Source organism: Bradyrhizobium sp. A5 (genome assembly GCF_042076515.1).
Classification (GTDB): domain Bacteria; phylum Pseudomonadota; class Alphaproteobacteria; order Rhizobiales; family Xanthobacteraceae; genus Bradyrhizobium; species Bradyrhizobium cosmicum.
The window spans coordinates 859,285-879,120 of record NZ_CP148990.1; the positions used below are offsets into that span (position 1 = coordinate 859,285).

Here is a 19,836-nt window from a genome sequence, read left to right on the forward strand (position 1 = left end):
TCACCCCAACCCTCTCCCCCGTAAGGACGGGGAGAGGGGGAGGAAGAGCCGATCGCGTCGCGGCGTCACTCCGCCAGCGCGTTGTACTTCTTCAGCGAGGCCTTGAGGTCCGCCAGCGCGGCGTCCGGATCGGCACCGGCTTTCTTGGCGCCCTCGCTCCAGGTCTTGACCAGCGGCTCGGCGGCCTTCTTCCAGGCAGCGGTCTGGTCCGGCGTCAGCTTGTAGACCTCGTGACTGGGCTCCGCCTTCACCTTGTCGACGCCGGCGTCCTCGAACTTGCCCCAGTGCTCGCCGACCACGCCGGCCATCTCGACCGAGCAGTTCTTGTCGATCGCGGCCTTCTGCTTGTCGGACATCGCGTTGTATTTGTCCTTGTTGATCACGAACACGAAGGTCGTGGTGTAGAGCGGCGCCTCCATGTCGTATTTGGTCACCTTGTCGATGCCGAACAGCACCAGCGAGCCCCAGGGGAAGGTGACGCCGTCGGCGACGCCGCGCTCGATGATGTCGCGCACTTCAGGCGCGGAGGACTGCACGTTGGTGCCGCCGAGCGAGGTGACGAAATTCGCCATGGTGGCGTGCGCGGGGCGGATCTTCAGCCCCTTCACGTCCTCCGGCATCACGATCTTCTTGGTCTTGGAATGGAAGGAGGAGGGCGAGTGGACGAAGGCGAGGCAGTATTTGACGTCCTTCATCTCCTTCTCGGCATATTTGCGATACCAGGCGTCCAGCCCCATCGAGCCACCCTTGGCGTCGGAGATCAGGAACGGCAGTTCGCCGGCGCCGATGATCGGGAAGCGGCCGGGCTGGTAGCCGGGATTGACGTAGGTGACGTCGGCGATGCCGTCGCGCGCCATGTCGTAGTGGTCGAATGCCTTGCCGAGCTGCTGGGCGGGAAACACCTTGCCCGTGATGGTGCCGCCGGAATCCTTGTTCACCGCGGCTACCCAGTCTTCCAGCGACTTTTGCAGCGGATGCGAGGCCGGCACCCAGTGCGAGACCTTCAGATCGAAGGTCTTGTCCTGCGCGAACGCAGGCGTCACGCTTGCTGCGAGCAGCAAAGCCAGACAGGCTTTCTTCATCGGTCGTCTCTCCCTGTTTTCGACGGCGGGCTTCGATGGCCCGGTCTCTTTAATTAACATGTTATCTAATTGGCCGACGCGTTCAAGCCGGAACTGGCCTCTCGTCTACGTCAGCCATGTTGCATGGATTTGTCGCAGCCAGCGGCGACGCGCACTCCCCTTTTGCCCAACCGTTATATGATATAATTATCGTGCGCGGACGACCGCGACAAGCGAGCCGCGACGAAAGCCTACAAGATCGGGAGGAGCAAGTATTGCGGACAAAAGTCGCAATCATCGGGGCCGGGCCGGCAGGATTGTTGCTTGGGCAACTGCTGCATCAATACGGCGTCGACAATGTCATTCTGGAGCGGCAGAGCCCGGATTACGTGCTGGGGCGCATCCGCGCCGGCCTCCTGGAGGAAGGAACGGTTGGGCTGCTCGATCAGGTCGGGGCCGGCGCGCGGGCGCATGCCGAAGGCCTGGTGCATGAGGGCATCGAGCTCGCCTTTTCCGGCCGCCGTCACCGCATCGACATGAAGGGGGCGACCGGCAAGACGGTGATGATCTACGGCCAGACCGAGGTCACGCTCGACCTGATGAATGCGCGGCAGGCCGCCGGCCTCACCACGGTCTACGAGGCCAGGGACGTACAGCCGCATGATTTCGACGGTGCTCACCCGCGCGTGACCTGGGTGAAGGACGGCGTCACCCACACGCTCGATTGCGACTTCGTCGCCGGCTGCGACGGCTTTCACGGCGTCAGTCGTGCCAGCGTCCCGTCATCGGCGATCGAGGAGTTCGAGCGGGTCTATCCGTTCGGCTGGCTCGGCATCCTGTCCGAGACGCCACCGGTCAGCCATGAGCTGATCTACTCCAACCACGCCCGTGGCTTTGCGCTCTGCACCATGCGCTCGATGAAGCGCAGCCGGCACTATGTGCAGTGCTCGCTCGACGACCATGTCGATCAATGGCCGGACGACCGTTTCTGGGACGAGCTGAAAAGCCGGCTCGACCAGGAGGCCGCCGACAGCCTGATCACGGGACCGTCGATCGAAAAGAGCATCGCACCCTTGCGCAGTTTCGTCGCCGAGCCGATGCGCTTCGGCAGGATGTTCCTGTGCGGCGACGCCGCCCACATCGTGCCGCCGACCGGTGCCAAGGGGCTGAACCTTGCCGCGAGCGACGCGCATTATCTGTCGAGCGCGCTGCGCGAGTACTACGACGAGAAGTCCAGCGCCGGCATCGACGCCTATTCGGCGAAGGCGCTCGCGCGGGTCTGGAAAGCCGTGCGCTTCTCCTGGTGGATGACCTCGATGCTGCACAAATTCCCGGACGACGGCAGCATCGGCGCGCGGATCCAGCTCGCCGAACTCGACTATGTCACGCAGTCCCAGGCGGCGATGACGTCGCTGTCGGAGAATTACGTGGGGCTGCCGTTCTGAGTTGGTGCCGTAGGGTGGGCAAAGCGAAGCGTGCCCACCGTGGTCGCGGAGAAATGGTGGGCACGGCGCAGCACGCCTTTGCCCTCCCTATTGCTCCTCGCAATGACAGACGGCACAGCCCGTTTCAAACACCCACGCAAATGCCGTTTAAAACTTTGTAGGTGGTGCACCCGTCACGTCCCTCGCGTTCAATGCTGCCCGACACAGCAATGCGAGACAGTTATGACCAGCACCGACATCCCCGCCGGCTTCGAGCCGCATTTCCGCAAGGCCCCACTCACCGATCCCTGGGAGCCGCTCTATTCCAGAAAGACCGACAAGGCTGTGGCTATCGGCCTGCGCCTGGCGACACCGCACACCAATGCGCGGGGGTTGATCCATGGCGGTCTGATCGCGGCGCTGGCCGATGCCGCCATGGGCTACAGCTGCGCACAGGCGACGGGCTGGACGACGTCGTTTGTCACGATCTCGCCTCGGTCGACTACGTCGGCTCCGCCGAGATCGGCCAGTGGCTCGCGATCGAGGGCGAGGCGATCAAGACCGGCAGCACGATCTGCTTCGCGCAATGCCTGGCGAAGGCCGACGATGCCGTGATCGCGCGCGCCAGCGGGACGTTTCGGGTGGTGCCGAAGAAGGGGTAGCCTCGCCCTCTCTGGGCCCCGGACGCGGTGCGGCGCGAAGTGCCGCTCCGCAGAGCCGGGGGCCATCCATCCGCAGCTTGGGCTCTGGCTTTTCTGGGCCCCGGCCCCGCGCCGCTCCGCGGCGCGTCCGAGACACGAGCCTTCACCCAAACCTCCACTCCGCGGTCTCCACCACGAGATCGATGAAGGCGCGCACCTTGGCCGAGAGCAGGCGCGAGGTCGGATAGACGATGTGGATTGGCAGCGCCGGCGGCTCGTACTTCGCCAGCACGATCTTCAGCCGGCCGCGCTTCAGCCCCTCGGCAGCCTGATAGGCCAGCACCCGCGTGATGCCGCCGCCGGCTTCGGCGTATTGCAGGGCGGCGTCGGCGCTGTTGCTGGTAAAACGAGGCGTCGGCATCACCTCGACCTCGCCGCCGTCCTGCACGAAGCGCCAGCCGGCGGATGGACCGAACTGGATGGTCTGATGCGCGAGCAGCGCTTGCGGCGTCTTCGGCTCGCCGTGACGCTTCAGATAGCCCGGCGTCGCCACGACGATCCGCCGCATCTCGCCAACCTGGCGGGCGACCAGCGAGGAATCGGCGAGATGGCCGATGCGGACCGCGGCGTCGACGGCATCCTCGACCAGGTTGACGAGGTGGTCTGACAGCCGCAGTTCGCAGGCAACCTCGGGATAGCGCTTGAGATAGTCGGTCATGACCGGCCCGACATGGAGTCGGCCGAAGCCCACCGGTGCCGACACGACCAGCCGTCCACTCGGCCGGTTGCGTTCGTCCCGCGCGGAGCCGTCGGCCTCCTCGGCATCGGCGAGGATGCGCCGCGCGCGTTCCAGATAACGCGTGCCGACGTCGGTCAAGGTCACTTGCCGGGTGGTCCGCTGCAGCAGTCGCGCGCCGAGATGCTCCTCCAGCGCCGCGATCAGCCGCGTCACCGCCGAGGGCGACAGGTGCAGCTTGCGCGCCGCCGGCGCAAAGCCGCGCAGGTCGGCGACGGTGACGAAGACGTGCATGGCTTCAAGGCGGTCCATCGCATTATTGCATATATTGCAACGATTAAGTGTCAAGAGATCCGATTGTTTTGGCTGCCGAAAGGTCCATCTTCGGCAGTGAAAGACGCAGTGATGCGCCGGAATTTTCAGGAGATGTTCCGATGACGACAGCAGCCCATAACTATGCCAGCGACGTCGCCTTTACGCCGGCGGTGAAGGCGATCCAGGCGCGGAAGGGGTCGCGCGAGGCCTACGCCCGGGCCGAACAACACGGCTGGCGTACCGAGGTCGACGAGAAGCTGGCCAGCTTCCTCACTGAGGCCAACAGCTTTTATTTCGCCACCGCGGCAGCGGACGGCCAGCCCTATATCCAGCATCGAGGTGGCCCGAAGGGGTTTCTGAAGGTGCTGGACAAGCAGACGCTCGCCTTTGCCGACTACGCCGGCAACCAGCAATTCATCACGCAGGGCAATCTGACGGAGAATCCCAAGGCCTACATCTTCGTCATGGACTACGCCCATCGCCGCCGGGTGAAGATCTGGGGCGAGGCGCGCGTGATCGAGGATGACGAGGCGCTGACGGCGTCGCTGATGCCGAAGGGTTACCGCGCGCGGCCGGAGCAGGTGATCCTGTTCAAGATCGCAGCATGGGATACGAACTGCCCACAGCACATCCCGCAAAAGTTCGAGGCCGCGGATGTCGCGGCAGCGCTGGCGGCTAGGGATCAGCGGATCTCGGACCTCGAGGCGGAGGTGGCGGCGCTGAAGGCGAAGGCAACGACGACAACGACAACAGAGAGCTGAACCGGGCGAAGCCTGGCGCTACGGACAAGGGCATTACCCTCTCCCACCCACCGGAGAGGGCGAGTCGTCGCGAAGCGGCGAGAGGGGTGAGGGGTCTTCTCCGCGTGACAGCTGTCCCACGTTGTCATTTGCGGATGGAGACCCCTCATCAGGGGATCGTCTACGTAGAGCGTCGTCTGCGACGAGGTTACAGAACACTCGCGCCTTCGTGCTGGAAGCCGAGATAACTCGCCGCGACGCGTTCGTTTGCCGCGACGTCGCTGGCCTTGCCGCTGAGCACAAATTCGCCGAGCTCCATCACATAGGCCTGGTCAGCGATCTTCAGCGCGGCCTGCGCGTTCTGCTCGACCAGCAGCACGGAGACGCCGGCGGCACGCAGTTCGGTGATGATGCGAAAGATATCGGCGACGATGATCGGCGCAAGCCCGAGGCTCGGCTCGTCCAGCATCAGCAGCTTCGGCGCGCCCATCAGCGCACGGCCCATCGCGAGCATCTGTTGCTCGCCGCCGGAGAGCGTGCCGGCGAGCTGCTTGCGGCGCTCCTTCAGCCGGGGAAACAGCGTGTAGACGTGCTCCATCGAGGCTTTCGCCTTGCGCTTCTCGATGCGGAAGGCCCCTAGCTCCAGATTGTCCTCGACATTCATGGTCACGAACAATTCGCGGTGCTCCGGCACGAGGCCGAGTCCCATCGCGACGCGGTCCTCGATCTCGAGCCGGGCGAGGTCCTGGCCGGCAAACGTCACGCGGCCCTTCAGCGGCAGGATGCCCATGATGGCCGAGAGCAGCGTGGTCTTGCCGGCGCCATTGGCGCCGACGATGGTGACGATCTGGTTTTGGCCGACCTCGAGCGAGACCGAGCGCACCGCCTCGACCTTGCCATAGGCGACATGCGCATCCGCGACGGACAACAGCGCGCTCATGCCGCCACTCCCAGATAGGCCTTGATCACTTCCGGATTGGTCTTGATCGTGGCGGGGGTGCCTTCCGCGATCTTGGTGCCGAAATCGAGCACCACGATACGGTCGGCGAGGTTCATGACGAAGCCCATGTCGTGCTCGACCAGCAGCACGCTCATGCCGCCGTCGCGCAATTCGCGCAGCAGCGTTGCGAGGCGCTGCTTCTCCATGTGGCGCAGGCCCGCGGCCGGCTCGTCGAGCAGCAACAACATGGGATCGACACAGAGCGCGCGCGCGATCTCGACGATGCGCTGCTGGCCGAGCGACAGGCTGCCTGCGAGCTGATGCATCTGGTCAGTCAGGCCGACGCGCTGGATCTGGCGGGCGGCTTCGGCGAGCAGTTTTGCTTCGTCGGCGCGGTCGAGCCGCAGCATCGAGGAGATCGGCCCGGAATGGCCGCGCAGATGCGCGCCGATCGCGACATTCTCCAGCACGGTCATGTCGGGGACGAGCTTCACATGCTGGAAGGTGCGGGAGATGCCGAGCTTGACGATCTCCTGCGGCGGCGCGTTGTCGACCTTCTTGCCCTGCACCGAGATCGAGCCCGAGCTCGCCGACAGCACGCCGGTGATCAGGTTGAATGTCGTGCTCTTGCCGGCGCCGTTCGGTCCGATCAACGCGACGATCTCGCGGGACTGGACGTCGAAGGAAACGTTGTTGACCGCGATCACGCCGCCGAATTGTTTGCGCGCCTTCTCGACCTGGAGCAGCACGCCGGACTGGCTGGCCGAGCGGGTGCGCTGTTCCAGTTTCAGCGAGGTATCCGGCTTCTTGCCGCCGGTGCGCTCGGGCAGGAACGACATCAGCCAGGGCCAGACGCCGCCGGGCGCGAGCTGGAGCAGTGCCACCAGCATGATGCCGAACACGATGGTCTCGACTTGGCCGGAGCCGGGCAGGATCAGCGGCAGGTAGCTTTGCAGCACCTCCTTCAGGACCACGACGATCGCCGCGCCCAGCACGCCGCCCCAGACATAGCCGGCGCCGCCGACCACCGCGATGAAGAGATATTCGATGCCGGCCTGCGCGCCGAACGGCGTCGGGTTCACCGCGCGCTGAAGATGCGCGTAGAGCCAGCCGGACAGGCCGGCGAGCACGGCGGCGTGAATGAACACCAGCAGCTTTGCGCGCGGGGTATGCACGCCGAATGCTTCGGCTGCGACATGCCCGCGGCGCAGCGCGCGAATGGCGCGGCCGGTGCGGGAGTCCAGCAGGTTCATCGTGAGCAGCGCCGAGACGATCACGGCGATCCAGATCGCGTAATAGATCGAACCGGGTGAGAGCATCTTCAACGAGCCGATCGACAGCGGCGGGATCGCCGAGATGCCGTCGTTGCGCCCGAGGAATTCCAGCTTGCTGAACAGGTAGAACAGGCCGAGCCCCCAGGCCAGCGTGCCGAGCGGCAGATAGTGGCCGGAGAGACGGACCGTGACCAGGCCGAGCAGCACCGCCAGCGATCCGCTGACCAATAGCGACAGCGGCAGGGTCAGCCAGGGCGACAGGCCATAGGTCGTCGACAGCACCGCGGTGGTGTAGGCGCCGAAGCCGACGAAAGCTGCTTGCCCGAACGAGGTGAGGCCGCCGACGCCGGTCAGCAGCACGAGGCCCATCGCGACCAGCGCGGCAAGGCCGATATTGTCGAGCAGCACGATCCAGAACGGCGGCATGCCGGGGACGAACGGAATCGCCGCCATGACAGCTGCGAAGACGATGATGGGAAGCCGGCTCTGCATCTTGGCCTCAGTCCTTCTCTTCCTCGACCGCGGGGGCTGCGAGCGAGCGCAGCAGCAGCACGGGGATCAAGAGCATGAAAACAATCACCTCCTTGTAGTTGGAAGCATAGAAGGACGAGAACGCCTCGACGATGCCGACGACCAGCGCGGCAATTGCGGTGAGGGGATAGCTGACGAGGCCGCCAATGATGGCTGCGACGAAGCCTTTCAGGCCGATCAGGAAGCCGCTGTCATAGTAGAGCGTCGTGATCGGCACGATCATGATGCCCGACAGCGCGCCGATGACGGACGCCAGCAGGAAGGCGATCTGCCCCGACAGCGTGGTGCGGATGCCGGCGAGCCGCGCGCCGAGCCGGTTGACGGCGGTCGCACGCAGCGCCTTGCCGTAAAGCGTCAGGCCGAAGAACAGCCAGAGCCCGACGATGAAGGCGATGGTGATGCCGTAGACGGTGAGGCTCTGGCCGGTGAAGCGCAGCGCGCCGGCGGTGAAGGAGCCGGACAGCACGGCAGGCCCGCGCTGGCCTTCGGCACCGAAGAACAGCAGGCCCAGTCCCTGCAGCGCCAGGTGCACGCCCACGGATGCGATCAGCAGCACCAGCACGGAGGTGTGCGCCAGCGGCTGGAACGCGACCCGGTAGAGGAACAGGCCGATCATCGCGACGATCACCAGCGAGAGCGCGATGCAGATGGCGACCGGCGGCTTCTGGCCGGCGAAATAGATAGTCAGCGCCAGCACGGCGGCCGGCAGCACGATATTGGTGAGGAAGCTGCGTACGACCAAGCGTCCGTGCAGCGCCTTGCGGGCCACGAACAGGTCGAAGGCGAAGGCGCCGATGCCGAGGGCCAGCGCGAGCTTTGCCGTGCCCGGCATCTGGCCCGCCGCCAGCGAGGCGTAGGTCAGCGCGCCATAGGTGACGAATTCGCCCTGGGGAATCAGGATCACCCGGGTGACGGCGAACACCAGCACCAGCGCCAGGCCGAGCAGCGCGTAGATCGCGCCATTGGTGATGCCGTCCTGCACCAGGAACAGCATGATGGTGGTGTTCAAGACCGGACGCTCCCCCTCAAGATGGCGGACCGGTCTCCGCGATTGCGGTGGATGGTCCGCTCACAGCCATTGAAATACGACGGCGATATTTGATATGGTCCATAACAATTATCAAATATAACTTCAAGGGTGGCGGACGACCTTCCCGAATTTAGCGGGATTACGAGCACGAGGCGATGACCGTTTCCAAAACTGCTGAAAAATCCGGTGACGCGACCAAGGGCCGCAAGGACGCAGGCGACGCCCAAGGCCAGGGTCACGCCGAAATCCTCCAGCTTGGCGAGCTCTCGGAGCAGCTTGGTTATGTGCTCAAGCGCGCCCAGCTCAAGGTGTTCGAGAACTTCCTGCGCTGCATGGCCTCGCTCCAGCTCACGCCCGCGCAGTTCTCCGTGCTGCTGCTGGTCGAGAAAAACCCCGGCCGTAACCAGACCGAGATCGCCTCCACCCTCGGCATCCTGCGTCCGAATTTCGTGGCCCTGCTCGACAATCTCGAAAGCCGCGACCTTTGCGCGCGGATACGCTCCACCAACGACCGCCGCTCGCACATCCTGGTCCTGACCGACAAGGGCAAGGCCGTGCTGACGCGCGCCAAGAAGCTCGTCGCCACCAAGCACGAGTCGCGGCTGAACGAGCTGCTCGGGCAAGCCAACCGCGAGGCCCTGCTCGAGATGCTCTCGAAGATCGCCAACGAGTTTTGACTCTTACCCTCCCTTCAGGGGAGGGTACGAACAGCTCAATCCACCAGAATCACCCTGATGTCGTTCACGTTCGTCAGCGTCGGTCCCGGCTGCAGCAGATCCCCGGTCGCCTCGAAGAACGTCGTCGCATCGTTGTTGTCGAGATACGCCTGCGGCTGAAGCGACAGCGCCTTCATCTTCGCAAACGTCGCCGCATCGATCAGGGCGCCGGCGGGGTCGGTGGGATGGCCGGCGCCGCCGTCGGCGCCGTCGGTGTCGCCGGCGAGCGCCGAAATGTCAGGCGTGTCCTTCAGCAGCGCGGCCAGCGCCAGCGCATATTCCTGGTTCGGGCCGCCGCGGCCGTTGCCGCGCACGGTCACCGTCAGCTCGCCGCCGGAGAGGATCGCGAGGCGCTTGCCTTGCGCGCGCGCCGCAAGCGCCAGCTTCGCGTGATCGGCGGCGACCTCGCGCGCTTCGCCTTCGAGATCGGCGCCGAGATCGATGATCTCGTAGCCGGCGTCCTTGGCGAGCTTCACCGCGGCGTCGAGCGACTGTTTTGGGCGCGCGATCAGCTCGAACGTCGCGCGCGCGAAGGCGGCATCGCCCGGCTTGGCACTTTCGTTGGCAGGATCATCCAGCGCGCGGCGGACGGCGTCGTCGATGTCGAGCCTGTATTTAGCGACGATGGCGCGCGCGTCGGCGAGCGTGGTCGGATCGGGCACCGTGGGGCCGGAGGCGATCGCGGAGGGATCGTCATGCGGCACGTCGGAGATCGCGAGCGTGACGATCTCAGCGGCGTTTCGGCCGGCGCGCGCGAGATGGCCGCCCTTGATGCGGGAGAGGTGCTTGCGCACGACGTTCATCTCGCCGATCGGTGCGCCGGAACGGAGCAGCGCCTTGTTGACCGCCTGCTTCTGCGCGAAGCTGATGCCGTCCACCGGCGCGATCCAGTTCGCCGAGCCGCCGCCGGTGAGCAGCACCAGCAGCAGATCGTCGGGGCCGGCCTCGCCCGCCAGCGCCAGCGTGTCGGCCGCGCCCTTGAGGCCAGCCTCGTCAGGCACGGGATGGCCGGCCTCGACCACGCGGATGCGGCGCGTCGGCACGCCGTAGCCATGGCGGGTGGTGGCGATGCCGACGAGGCGCTCCGGCGCGAGCTTGAGCGTGTCGAGATAATGCCGCTCCGCGGCAGCGGCCATCGCGCCCGCGCCCTTGCCGGCGGCAAGGCAGATCACCCGTCCCCTCGGCGCGGGCCGCAGATGCGGCGCCAGAATCGTGTTCGGATGGGCGGCGGCAACGGCGGCATCATAGAGAGCGCGGAGCAGGGGACGTCGGTCGGTCATGACGAAAAGCCTTCGGCGGACGGAAGCAGCGGCGACGAGGTCGCCATCGGCATGCCTACCGCATCGGGCGCCAAAGCGTAAGCAGGCTTTGCCGTCATTCGAATATGCAATCGCGTGATCATAATCGCGATGCAAGCAAAAGCCCCCTGCGAAGGTTCGCAGGGGGCTACTGTCGTGGCGCGATGGAGGCGGCTAGCCGCCTGCGTCGGCGCTGATCACGTCGCCGAACAGCTCCCAGCGCTCGCCCTTGAAGCGCTGGAGCTGGAGCGAGCTGATGGGCGCGAAGTCGCCCGGCCCGGTGTTGATCTTGATGCCGGGCAGCAGCATCTCGGTGCGGAAGTCCTTCAGGCTGGCAGCCTGCTTCATGACGTTCTCGCGCGTGAGATTGTCGCCGCACTGCTTCAGGACCTGGACCAGTGTCTGTGCGACGCCGTAGCCGACGACCGTGCCGTTGTCGGTCTTGTCGCCTTCCGGAAAGTACTTCGTCATGAACTCGACGTAGGCCTTCATGCCGGCGTCGTTGTCCCACTGCTTGTCGGTGGTGTCCTTCAGATATGCGGCCGAAACCACGTCCTGCGCGGCATCGAAGCCCGCCGGCTTGATCACGCTGCCGACCGACGCCGAGACGTTGTTGAGGAAGTGCAGCGGCTTCCAGCCGATCTCGGCATTCTTCTTGATGGCCTGAGCGGCAAATTTCGGCGTCGTGATGTTCATGAAGACGTCGGCGCCGGTGGCCTTCAGCTTGATGATGTGGTTGTCGATCGTCGGCTCCGAGGTCTCGTAGCTTTCCTCCATGACGATCATCGAGGCGGCCTTGGACCCGAGGCCATCCTTGAGGCCCTTGAGGTAGTCCTTGCCGTAATCGTCGTTCTGGAACAGCACCGCGATCTTGGCGTCCGGCTTGTTCTTGAGCAGCCATTTCGCATAGATCTGCGTCTCGCTCTGGTAGGAGGGCTGCCAGCCCATGGTCCAGGGGAAGTTCTGCGGATCGTTCCACTTGGTGGCGCCGGTGGCGACGAACAGCTGCGGCACCTTCTTCGAGTTCATGTATTTCTGGATCGCCGAGTTCGACGGCGTGCCGAGCGAGTTGAAGATGAACAGCACTTCGTCGCTCTCGACCAGCTTGCGGGCCTGCTCCACGGCCTTCGGCGGTGAATAGGCGTCGTCGTAGCTGATGAAGTTGATTTTGCGGCCGTTGATGCCGCCCTCGTCGTTGATTTTCTTGAAATAGGCGGCTTCGGTCCGTCCGATGATGCCGTAGGCGGAGGCTGGTCCGCTGTAAGGCATGATGTTGCCGATCTTGATCTCGGTGTCGGTCGCGCCGGAATCGTATTTCTTCTGGGCCGATGCAGTGGAGGTCGAGGCCGCAATGAGCGCGAGCGCGAGCGACGCGGCCGCGAGTTTGCCGGTGACAGCAGGCATTCCTATCTCCCTATTTTTCTTGGTGTGTGCGTCCCTTTTCTTGTGTTGCTTGTTTTTGGCGACGCGGCCGCAATTCAATACGATTTGCACGAAAGCTTCAAGGAAAAGCCCCAGCGGCAAGGCCGCGGGGGCTGCGTCTTTAGTTGACTGTTCGAGATCAGCCGCCGACGTCGGCGCTCAGGATTTCACCAAACCGCTCCCAGGTCTCGCCCTTGAACCTGATCAATTGCAACTGCGAGAGCGGCGCGAAATCGGTCGCGGAGGTGTTGACCTTGATGCCCGGCAACAAGCCGGCCGGCTCGTAGTCCTTGATGTTGGCCGCCTGCTTCATGACGTTCTCGCGGGTGAGATCGTCACCGCAGGCCTTGAGCACGTGCACGAGGCCCTGGCTCACGATGTAGCCATACATCACCGACGCGTCGGCGCGGTTCGCCTCGGGATAGTATTTGTCCAGGAACTGGTTCCAGGCGATCATCGCCGGGTCGTTCTTCCATTGGGCGTCGGTCGGATCCTTGAAGTATTGCGACGAGATGATCTCCTGCGCGTTCTCGAAGCCGGCCGGCTTGATCACGCTGCCGATCGAGCCCGAGACGTTGTTGAGGAAATGCAGTGGCTTCCAGCCGAGCTCGGCGTTCTTCTTGATCGCCTGCGCCGCGAATTTCGGCGTGGTGATGTTCACGAAGACGTCGGCGCCCGAGGCCTTCAGCTTCACGATGTGCGAGTCGATGGTCGGCTCGGAAACCTCATAGCTGTCCTCGATGATGATCAGCGAGGCTGCCTTGGCGCCGAGCCCGTCCTTGAAGCCCTTCAGATAGTCCTTGCCGTAATCGTCGTTTTGATAGAGCACCGCGATCCTGGCGTCCGGCTTGTTCTTCAGGATGTACTTCGCGTAGATGATGGTCTCGCTCTGGTAGTTGGGCTGCCAGCCCATGGTCCAGGGAAAGTTCTGCGGATCGTTCCACTTGGTGGCGCCGGTGGCGACGAACAGTTGCGGCACCTTCTTCTGGTTCAGATATTTCTGGATTGCCGAGTTCGGCGGTGTTCCAAGTGAATTGAAGACCAGCAGCACCTCGTCGCTCTCGACCAGCTTGCGCGCCTGCTCCACGGTTTTCGGCGGCGAATAGGCGTCGTCATAGCTGACATAGTTGATCTTGCGGCCGTTGATGCCGCCTTCCGCGTTGATCTTGCGGAAATAGGCCTCCTCGGTCTTGCCGATCACCCCGTAGGCGGAGGCGGGTCCGCTGTAGGGCATGATGTTGCCGATCTTGATTTCGGTGTCGGATGCGCCGGTGTCGTATTTCTTTTGTGCCGATGCTGCCGTGGACAGGGCGGCAGCCAGCAGGAGGGCAGCCGAGAAGGCCCCCAACCGCACATGCATTGCAGGCATCTTGATCTCCCTAGAAGAGGTTTGAATGTGTCGATTGTTCTTGATTGGGAGCGATCGTTGCGCGTCGCTCCGTCCTCACATTCAATACCCATCCATCGCCGGCAGCAAGGAAAACGCCCCGGCAGAGCCGTCGCGGGATGCGCGATCTCTTCGAGGCGGTGCGGAATATTCCGGCCCGCGAGATCCGGTGCGCCGCTAATAAGTGGCGCTTAAGTTGCCGGAGCGAAGTACAGCTATCTTGAATTGTTCTGCGTTCAATGCCCGATCTCGCTCGAGATGATGTCGCCGAACAGTTCCCATTTCTTGCCCTTGAAGCGCATCATCTGCAGCTGCTCGATCGGGGCGAAATTGTCGGCTGCGGTGTTGATCTTGATGCCGGGAAGCAGCGTATCGGGCGCGAAATCCTTCAAGGAAGCGGCCTGCTTCATGACGTTCTCGCGGGTGAGGTCGTCGCCGCACATCTGCAACACCTTCACCATGGTCTGCGCTGCGGCATAGCCGAACACCACGCCGGCATCGAGCTTATTGGCCTTGGGATCGTATTGCGCGAGGAAGTCGTAGAACTTCTTCATGCCGTCGTCGGCGTTCCATTGCGGGTCGGAGCCGTCCTTGGTGTAGCTCGCGGACAGGATGCCTTGCGAGATCTCGATCCCCGCCGGCTCGAGCACGCCGCCGACCGACGCCGAGACGTTGGAGATGATGTGCACCGGGTGCCAGTTGATCTCGGCCGCCTTCTTGATCGCTTGCGCGGCGAATTTCGGCGTGGTGATGCTGATGAAGACGTCGGCGCCCGAGGCCTTCAATTTCACGACGTGCTCGTCGATCGCAGGCTCGGAGGTGTCGTAGCTGTCCTCCATTGCGATCATCGACGTCCTGGCGCCGAGGCCCTCCTTCAGGCCTTTCAGGTAGTCCTTGCCGAAATCGTCGTTCTGGTAGAGCACGCCGATCTTCGCGTCGGGCTTCTCCGTCACGATGTATTTGGCGTAGATGCGCGCCTCGCTGGCGTAGCTCGGCTGCCAGCCCATGGTCCACGGATATTGCCTGGGGTCGTCCCACTTCGAGGCGCCGCTCGCCACGAACAATTGCGGCACCTTCTTCTCGTTCATGTATTTGCGGATGGCTCCGTTGGTGGAGGTGCCGAGCGAGCCGAAGATCAGCAGCACGCCGTCGCTCTCGACCAGCTTGCGCGCCTGCTCCACCGTCTTCGGCGGCGAATAGCCGTCGTCATAGGAAATGAACTTGATCTTGCGGCCGTTGATGCCGCCCTCGGCGTTGACCTTGTTGAAATAGGACTCCTCGGCCTTGCCGATCACAGCATAGGCGGAGGCCGGCCCGCTATAGGGCATGATGTTGCCGATCTTGATCTCGGTATCGGATGCGCCGCTGTCGTATTTCTCTTGCGCCAGCACCGGACTGTTTATCGCAGTGCACAACGCGAGCGCGCCCAAAACGGACGCAATCTGAAATCGAACGGCAGTCATATTTCTCCCACCCCGGAATGGATCGGCGCGCCGCATTGAACAAGATTGCGGCCTGACGTCAACAAAAAGCCCCCGCGGTTGCCCGCGGGGGCTTTGTCCTTTCGGACCAGATTTGGACTATGACACCAGTGTCATTCGGAGGCGATGTCGCCGCTGATGATCTCGCCGAACAGTTCCCACTTCTCGCCCTTGAAGCGCTGCATCTGGAGCTGCGAAATCGGGGCGAAGTCGGTGGCGCTGGTGTTGATCTTGACGCCGGGCAGCAAGGTGTCCGGTGCAAAATCCTTCAACGAAGCGGCCTGCTTCATCAGATTGGCGCGGGTGAGGTCGTCACCGCACATCTCCAGCGTCTTGACCAGGGTCGAAGCCGCGCCATAGCCGTAGACCATGCCGGTGTCGGTCTTGTCGGCGCCGGGCATGTACTTGTCGACGAACTCGTTCCACTTCTTCATGCCGGGATCGTTGTTCCACTGCGGGTCGGTGGAATCCTTGGCATAGGCCGCCGACAGCACGCCCTGCGACGCCTCGAAGCCGGCGGGCTTCATCACGCTGCCGACCGAGATCGACACGTTGGTGAGGATCTGGAGCGGCTTCCAGCTGAGCTCGGCGGTCTTCTTGATGGTCTGGGCCGCGAACTTCGGCGTCGCGTAGATCAGGAGAACGTCGGGATTGGCGGCCTTGATCTTGACGATATGACCGTCGATCGACGGCTCCGAGATCTCATAGCTCTCTTCCATGATGATCATGGACGCGCCCTTGGCGCCGAGACCGTCCTTGGTGCCCTTGAGGTAGTCTTTGCCGAAATCGTCGTTCTGATAGAGGATCGCGACCTTGGCGGTTGGCTTTTCCTTCATCAGCCATTTCGCGTAGATCTGCGCTTCGCTCTGGTAGGAGGGCTGCCAGCCGATGGTCCAGGGGAAGTTCTTCGGGTCGTTCCACTTGGTGGCGCCGGTGGCGACGAACAGCTGCGGGATCTTCTTGGCGTTCAGATACTTCTGGATCGCCGTGTTCGAGGGGGTGCCGAGCGGATTGTAGACGGCCAGCACCTCGTCGCTCTCGACCAGCTTGCGGACCTGCTCGACGGCCTTCGGCGGCGAATAGGCGTCGTCATAGGTGACGAAGTTGATCTTGCGGCCGTTGATGCCGCCCTTGTCGTTGATCATCTTGAAATAGGCTTCTTCGGTCTTGCCGATGATGCCATAGGCCGACGCCGGACCGCTGTACGGCATGATGTTGCCGATCTTGATCTCGGTATCGGACGCGCCGGTGTCGTATTTCTTCTGGGCAAGTGCTGCGCCGGAGGTGAGGGTCGCGACCGCCGTTACGAGCGCGGTGGTTCGCAGTATTCTTTCGAGAAGCAAAATGAGGTCTCCTTCCTTGTGTGGGATCAGTTCTTTCTGAGCTTACCGGCGAGTTGTTGGCCCAGGATCGCGACTTGCCTTGCGCCATGCGGCACGAGGTAGATGACGAGGAACAGCAGCACGCCGAACACGGCGCCGGAGAGGCCCTTGGAGATGCCCTCCGCGATGTTCGGCACGAAGATGATGAAGGCGGCGCCGACGATCGAGCCGGGCAGCCAGCCCACACCGCCGACGACCATGCCGAGGAACAGCGAGATCGCGAGCGTGATGGTGTAGCTGTCGGGCGCGACGAACTGCACCGCGATGGCGCCGAGCGAGCCCGCGATGCCGGTGATCGCAGCCGACACGCCGAAGGCCAGCGTCTTGTACAACGCGACGTCGACGCCCATGGCGGAGGCTGCGATCTCGTTGTCGCGGATCGCCATGAAGGCGCGACCCGAGCGGGAGCGCAGCAGGTTCACCGAGAAGATGTAGATCGCGAGCACGACGGCGAGCGAGAAGTAGTACAGCCACATGTCCTGCGACATCGGCAGGCCGAACGGCGCATCGGGCTTGGTGACGACGAGGCCTTGCACGCCGCCGGTCCAGTGCTCGAGGAAGTTCAGCTTGAGGAGCTGCGGCATCGCGGTGGCGAGCGCGAAGGTCGCAAGCGCCAGATAGACGCCGGAGAGCCGCAGCGCCGGCTGCCCGAACAGGAAGCCGAAGCCGAAGCAGACTATGCCTGCGATCGGCAAGGTCAGCGCGTAGTTGACGTTGAAGTGCTCCATCAGCACCGCGGTCGTATAGGCGCCGACGGCGTAGAATGCGCTCTGGCCGAGCGAGAACTGGCCCGAGCCGCCGGTCAGGATGTTCAGCGCCAGCACTGCGAGCCCGTAGATCAGGAGCATCGTCATCTGGAAGATGATGAAGTTCTTGACGAAGATGGGCATGATGATCAGCGCGGCGAGCACGACCAGCGAGGTGCCGGTGCCCAGCGTCATGGCCCGCTTCGGAACGGCCTCGACCGCCTGGTGGCCTTCTGCAACGACTTCTTCTGCGGCGCTCATGATCAAACTCGCTTGACGATGTGCCGGCCGAACAGGCCAGCGGGTTTGACGACCAGGACGGAAATGATCAGCGCGAGCGCGATCGGGAGTTTCAGCTCGTTGCCGACGCCGGGGATGTAGGTGCCCGCAAGGTTCTCGAAGACACCGACCAGGAAGCCGCCGACCACGGCGCCGAACGGGCTGGTCAGCCCGCCGAGCACCGCCGCGGCAAAGCCGTAGATCAGCACACCGCCCATCATGTTGGGCTCGAGGAACACGACCGGAGCGATCAGCATGCCGGCGATCGAGCCGATCGCGGTCGCCATGCCCCAGCCGAGCGCGATCATCCAGGAGGTGTTGATGCCGACCAGCCGGGCCGATTCAGGCACGGAAGCCGCCGCGCGCATGGCAAGACCAATTCGGGTGTACTGGAAGAAGAAATAGAGGCCGAGCAGCAGCAGCACCGTGACGCCGATCATGCCAGCCTGGTGGGTCGAGATCAGCTGGCTGCCCAGGAACGGCGCGGAGCCGAACGGGGTCGGATACTGCTTGATGGTGAAGTCCCAGATCAGGCCGGCCGACGAGTTGATGATCGCAAACAGCGCGATGAAGCCGGCGACGTTGGTCAGCACCGGCGCCTTCGTCAGCGGCTTGAACAGGATGCGCTCGATCGCGATGCCGGCGACAAAGGAGAAGGCCAGCGTGATCACGAAGGCGGCCCAATAGGGAATGCCCCACTGCATCAGTTGCCAGGAGATGAAGGTCGAGAACATCGCCATCTCGCCCTGCGCGAAGTTGAGATGGTCGATCGCCTGGTAGATCATGACCACGGCGAGCGCCATGCAGGCGTAGATCGCTCCCGTGGCGATGCCGGCCAGCACTTGGTTGGTAAACAGCTCCATCGTGCCGGCTCCTCAGTAACCCAGATAGGATTTGCGGATTTCTTCGTTGTTCGCGATGTCCTTGGCATTGCCCGACATCACGATGCGTCCGGTCTCGATCACATAGGCCTGGTCGGCGAGTTCGAGCGCGAGCTGGGCGTTCTGCTCGACCACCAGGATCGACACCTTGTCCTCGCGATTGATCTTGCCGAGGATACCGAACAGGTCGCGCACGACCAGCGGCGCGAGGCCGAAGGACGGCTCGTCCAGCAGCATCAGCCGCGGCCTCAGCATCAGCGCGCGTGCGACCGCGAGCATCTGCTGCTCGCCGCCCGAGAGCGTGCCGGCCTGCTGGGTGTGGCGCTGCTTGAGCACCGGGAAGTGCGCATACATCCGCTCGATGTCGGAGACGATGCCGGCACTGTCCTTGCGGGTGATGGCCCCGAGCTGCAGGTTCTCTTCCACCGTCATGGTGGTGAAGGTGCCGCGGCCCTGCGGCACATGCGCGATGCCGAACCGCACGATGCTCTCGGTGGAGCGGTTGTTCAGCGGCTTGCCGTCGAACTCGATCCCGCCGGTGGAGCGCACCATGTTGCAGATCGCGCGCAGCGTGGTGGTCTTGCCGGCGCCGTTGGCGCCGAGCAGTGTCGTCAGCGATCCCTCGTTGAGCGAGAAGGACAGGCCGTGGAGCGCCTGGACCTGGCCGTAATAGGCGCGCAGGTCCTTGACGTTGAGCAGCGTCGTCATTGGTCCTTGCTCCCGAGATAGGCCTTGATGACGTCGGGGTCCACCTGCACCTGGGCCGGCGTGCCTTCCGCGAGCTTCTTGCCGAAGTTCAGCGCCACGACGTGATCGGCGATCGACATCACGAGGCCCATGTGGTGCTCGACCAGCAGCACCGTCATGTGTCGTTCGTCGCGGATGCGCCGGATGAGGTCGCCGAGCACGTAGACTTCCTCGTGGTTGAGGCCGCCGGCGGGCTCGTCGAGCAGCAGGATCTTCGGATCGGCCGCGAGCGCCCGCGCCAGCTCGACGCGCTTCTGCGTGCCGAACGGCAGGCCGGACACGACGGTGTGGGCGACGTCCTCGAGCTTGAGATAGGCGAGGATCTCGTTGACCTTCTTGTTGACGTCGGCCTCGCTGCGCCGGACCCAAGCCAGTCTCAGCGAATCGCTGATGATGTCGCTGGAGGTCTTCGAATGAGCACCGACGCGGACGTTGTCCATCACCGTGAGGTTCGGAAACAGCGCCACGTTCTGGAAGGTGCGGCCGATGCCGATTTCGGCGATCCGGTGCGGCGGCCGCGACAGAATGCTCACGCCATCCATCAGGATGTCGCCGGACGACGGCTGGTAGAGCCGCGAGAGGCAGTTGAAGAGTGTGGTCTTGCCGGCGCCGTTGGGGCCGATCAATCCGAGGATCTGGCCCTTGTGCATGTCGAAGGACACGCCGTTGAGCGCGACGATGCCGCCGAACACGACGCTGACGTCGCGAACCGCGAGCAGGGGCGATGTCCCCTGCGCGAGCTGTGCCTGCGTCATGTCGTCTCGCCCACAATGTTCCGTGGGCGAAGGGGCGATGCGAACCGCTC

At 63.9% G+C, this 19,836-nt stretch carries 17 protein-coding genes and 1 pseudogene; 4 read left to right on the forward strand and 14 right to left on the reverse strand.

Annotated features, from left to right (window positions below):
* Window positions 1-65: 65 nt before the first annotated feature.
* Complete coding sequence (locus WHZ77_RS03980; protein WP_375312493.1) at window positions 66-1,082, reverse strand: TRAP transporter substrate-binding protein; 1,017 nt, start codon at window positions 1,080-1,082, stop codon at window positions 66-68.
* Window positions 1,083-1,336: 254 nt separating this feature from the next.
* Between WHZ77_RS03980 and pobA the strand changes: the two genes are divergently transcribed.
* Window positions 1,337-2,506, forward strand: coding sequence for a 4-hydroxybenzoate 3-monooxygenase (pobA, locus tag WHZ77_RS03985; RefSeq protein ID WP_375312494.1), 1,170 nt, complete (start codon window positions 1,337-1,339; stop codon window positions 2,504-2,506).
* Window positions 2,507-2,728: 222 nt separating this feature from the next.
* Window positions 2,729-3,147, forward strand: a pseudogene (locus WHZ77_RS03990) (PaaI family thioesterase).
* A gap of 142 nt (window positions 3,148-3,289) precedes the next feature.
* Here WHZ77_RS03990 and WHZ77_RS03995 read toward each other — a convergent pair.
* On the reverse strand, window positions 3,290-4,174 hold the full coding sequence (locus WHZ77_RS03995; protein WP_375312495.1) for a LysR family transcriptional regulator: 885 nt from the start codon (window positions 4,172-4,174) through the stop codon (window positions 3,290-3,292).
* Window positions 4,175-4,296: 122 nt separating this feature from the next.
* Between WHZ77_RS03995 and WHZ77_RS04000 the strand changes: the two genes are divergently transcribed.
* On the forward strand, window positions 4,297-4,938 hold the full coding sequence (locus tag WHZ77_RS04000) for a pyridoxamine 5'-phosphate oxidase family protein (protein WP_375312496.1): 642 nt from the start codon (window positions 4,297-4,299) through the stop codon (window positions 4,936-4,938).
* A gap of 187 nt (window positions 4,939-5,125) precedes the next feature.
* On the opposite strand, the gene WHZ77_RS04005 is transcribed toward WHZ77_RS04000, so the two are convergent.
* The 3 genes from WHZ77_RS04005 to WHZ77_RS04015 are packed head-to-tail and all read right to left on the reverse strand — an operon-like array spanning window position 5,126 to window position 8,671.
* Window positions 5,126-5,857: an ABC transporter ATP-binding protein gene (locus tag WHZ77_RS04005; protein WP_375312497.1), complete on the reverse strand. Its 732-nt coding sequence runs from the start codon at window positions 5,855-5,857 to the stop codon at window positions 5,126-5,128.
* Complete coding sequence (locus WHZ77_RS04010) at window positions 5,854-7,623, reverse strand: ATP-binding cassette domain-containing protein (RefSeq protein WP_375312498.1); 1,770 nt, start codon at window positions 7,621-7,623, stop codon at window positions 5,854-5,856. Before WHZ77_RS04010 ends, WHZ77_RS04005 begins: the two co-directional genes overlap by 4 nt.
* A 7-nt stretch (window positions 7,624-7,630) precedes the next feature.
* Entirely contained in the window at window positions 7,631-8,671 is a 1,041-nt protein-coding gene (locus tag WHZ77_RS04015) for a branched-chain amino acid ABC transporter permease (protein WP_375312499.1), read from the reverse strand.
* Between the two features lie 176 nt (window positions 8,672-8,847).
* Here WHZ77_RS04015 and WHZ77_RS04020 point away from each other — a divergent pair, with 176 nt between their 5' ends.
* Window positions 8,848-9,369 carry a MarR family winged helix-turn-helix transcriptional regulator gene (locus WHZ77_RS04020; protein ID WP_375312500.1) on the forward strand — a complete coding sequence of 174 codons (522 nt, stop codon included), beginning with the start codon at window positions 8,848-8,850 and terminating at the stop codon, window positions 9,367-9,369.
* 35 nt (window positions 9,370-9,404) lie between these two features.
* On the opposite strand, the gene WHZ77_RS04025 is transcribed toward WHZ77_RS04020, so the two are convergent.
* The 9 genes from WHZ77_RS04025 to WHZ77_RS04065 form a co-directional block, all read right to left on the reverse strand.
* Window positions 9,405-10,688 carry a glycerate kinase gene (locus WHZ77_RS04025; protein ID WP_375312501.1) on the reverse strand — a complete coding sequence of 428 codons (1,284 nt, stop codon included), beginning with the start codon at window positions 10,686-10,688 and terminating at the stop codon, window positions 9,405-9,407.
* Between the two features lie 192 nt (window positions 10,689-10,880).
* Window positions 10,881-12,110 (reverse strand): ABC transporter substrate-binding protein, encoded by a 1,230-nt coding sequence (locus WHZ77_RS04030; RefSeq protein ID WP_375312502.1) that lies wholly within the window; start codon window positions 12,108-12,110, stop codon window positions 10,881-10,883.
* 157 nt (window positions 12,111-12,267) lie between these two features.
* Window positions 12,268-13,497: an ABC transporter substrate-binding protein gene (locus tag WHZ77_RS04035; protein ID WP_375312503.1), complete on the reverse strand. Its 1,230-nt coding sequence runs from the start codon at window positions 13,495-13,497 to the stop codon at window positions 12,268-12,270.
* Window positions 13,498-13,751: 254 nt separating this feature from the next.
* The gene (locus WHZ77_RS04040) at window positions 13,752-14,978 is read right to left on the reverse strand and encodes an ABC transporter substrate-binding protein (protein ID WP_375312504.1); all 1,227 of its coding nucleotides are present in this window, start codon (window positions 14,976-14,978) and stop codon (window positions 13,752-13,754) included.
* A 131-nt stretch (window positions 14,979-15,109) separates the two neighbouring features.
* The gene (locus WHZ77_RS04045; RefSeq protein ID WP_375312505.1) at window positions 15,110-16,339 is read right to left on the reverse strand and encodes an ABC transporter substrate-binding protein; all 1,230 of its coding nucleotides are present in this window, start codon (window positions 16,337-16,339) and stop codon (window positions 15,110-15,112) included.
* A 26-nt stretch (window positions 16,340-16,365) separates the two neighbouring features.
* The gene (locus WHZ77_RS04050; protein ID WP_375312506.1) at window positions 16,366-17,385 is read right to left on the reverse strand and encodes a branched-chain amino acid ABC transporter permease; all 1,020 of its coding nucleotides are present in this window, start codon (window positions 17,383-17,385) and stop codon (window positions 16,366-16,368) included.
* A gap of 2 nt (window positions 17,386-17,387) precedes the next feature.
* The gene (locus tag WHZ77_RS04055; RefSeq protein ID WP_375312507.1) at window positions 17,388-18,266 is read right to left on the reverse strand and encodes a branched-chain amino acid ABC transporter permease; all 879 of its coding nucleotides are present in this window, start codon (window positions 18,264-18,266) and stop codon (window positions 17,388-17,390) included.
* Window positions 18,267-18,278: 12 nt separating this feature from the next.
* Entirely contained in the window at window positions 18,279-18,992 is a 714-nt protein-coding gene (locus WHZ77_RS04060; RefSeq protein ID WP_008135694.1) for an ABC transporter ATP-binding protein, read from the reverse strand.
* Complete coding sequence (locus tag WHZ77_RS04065) at window positions 18,989-19,786, reverse strand: ABC transporter ATP-binding protein (RefSeq protein ID WP_375312508.1); 798 nt, start codon at window positions 19,784-19,786, stop codon at window positions 18,989-18,991. The genes WHZ77_RS04060 and WHZ77_RS04065 overlap by 4 nt, the downstream gene beginning before the upstream one ends.
* Window positions 19,787-19,836: the final 50 nt, after the last annotated feature.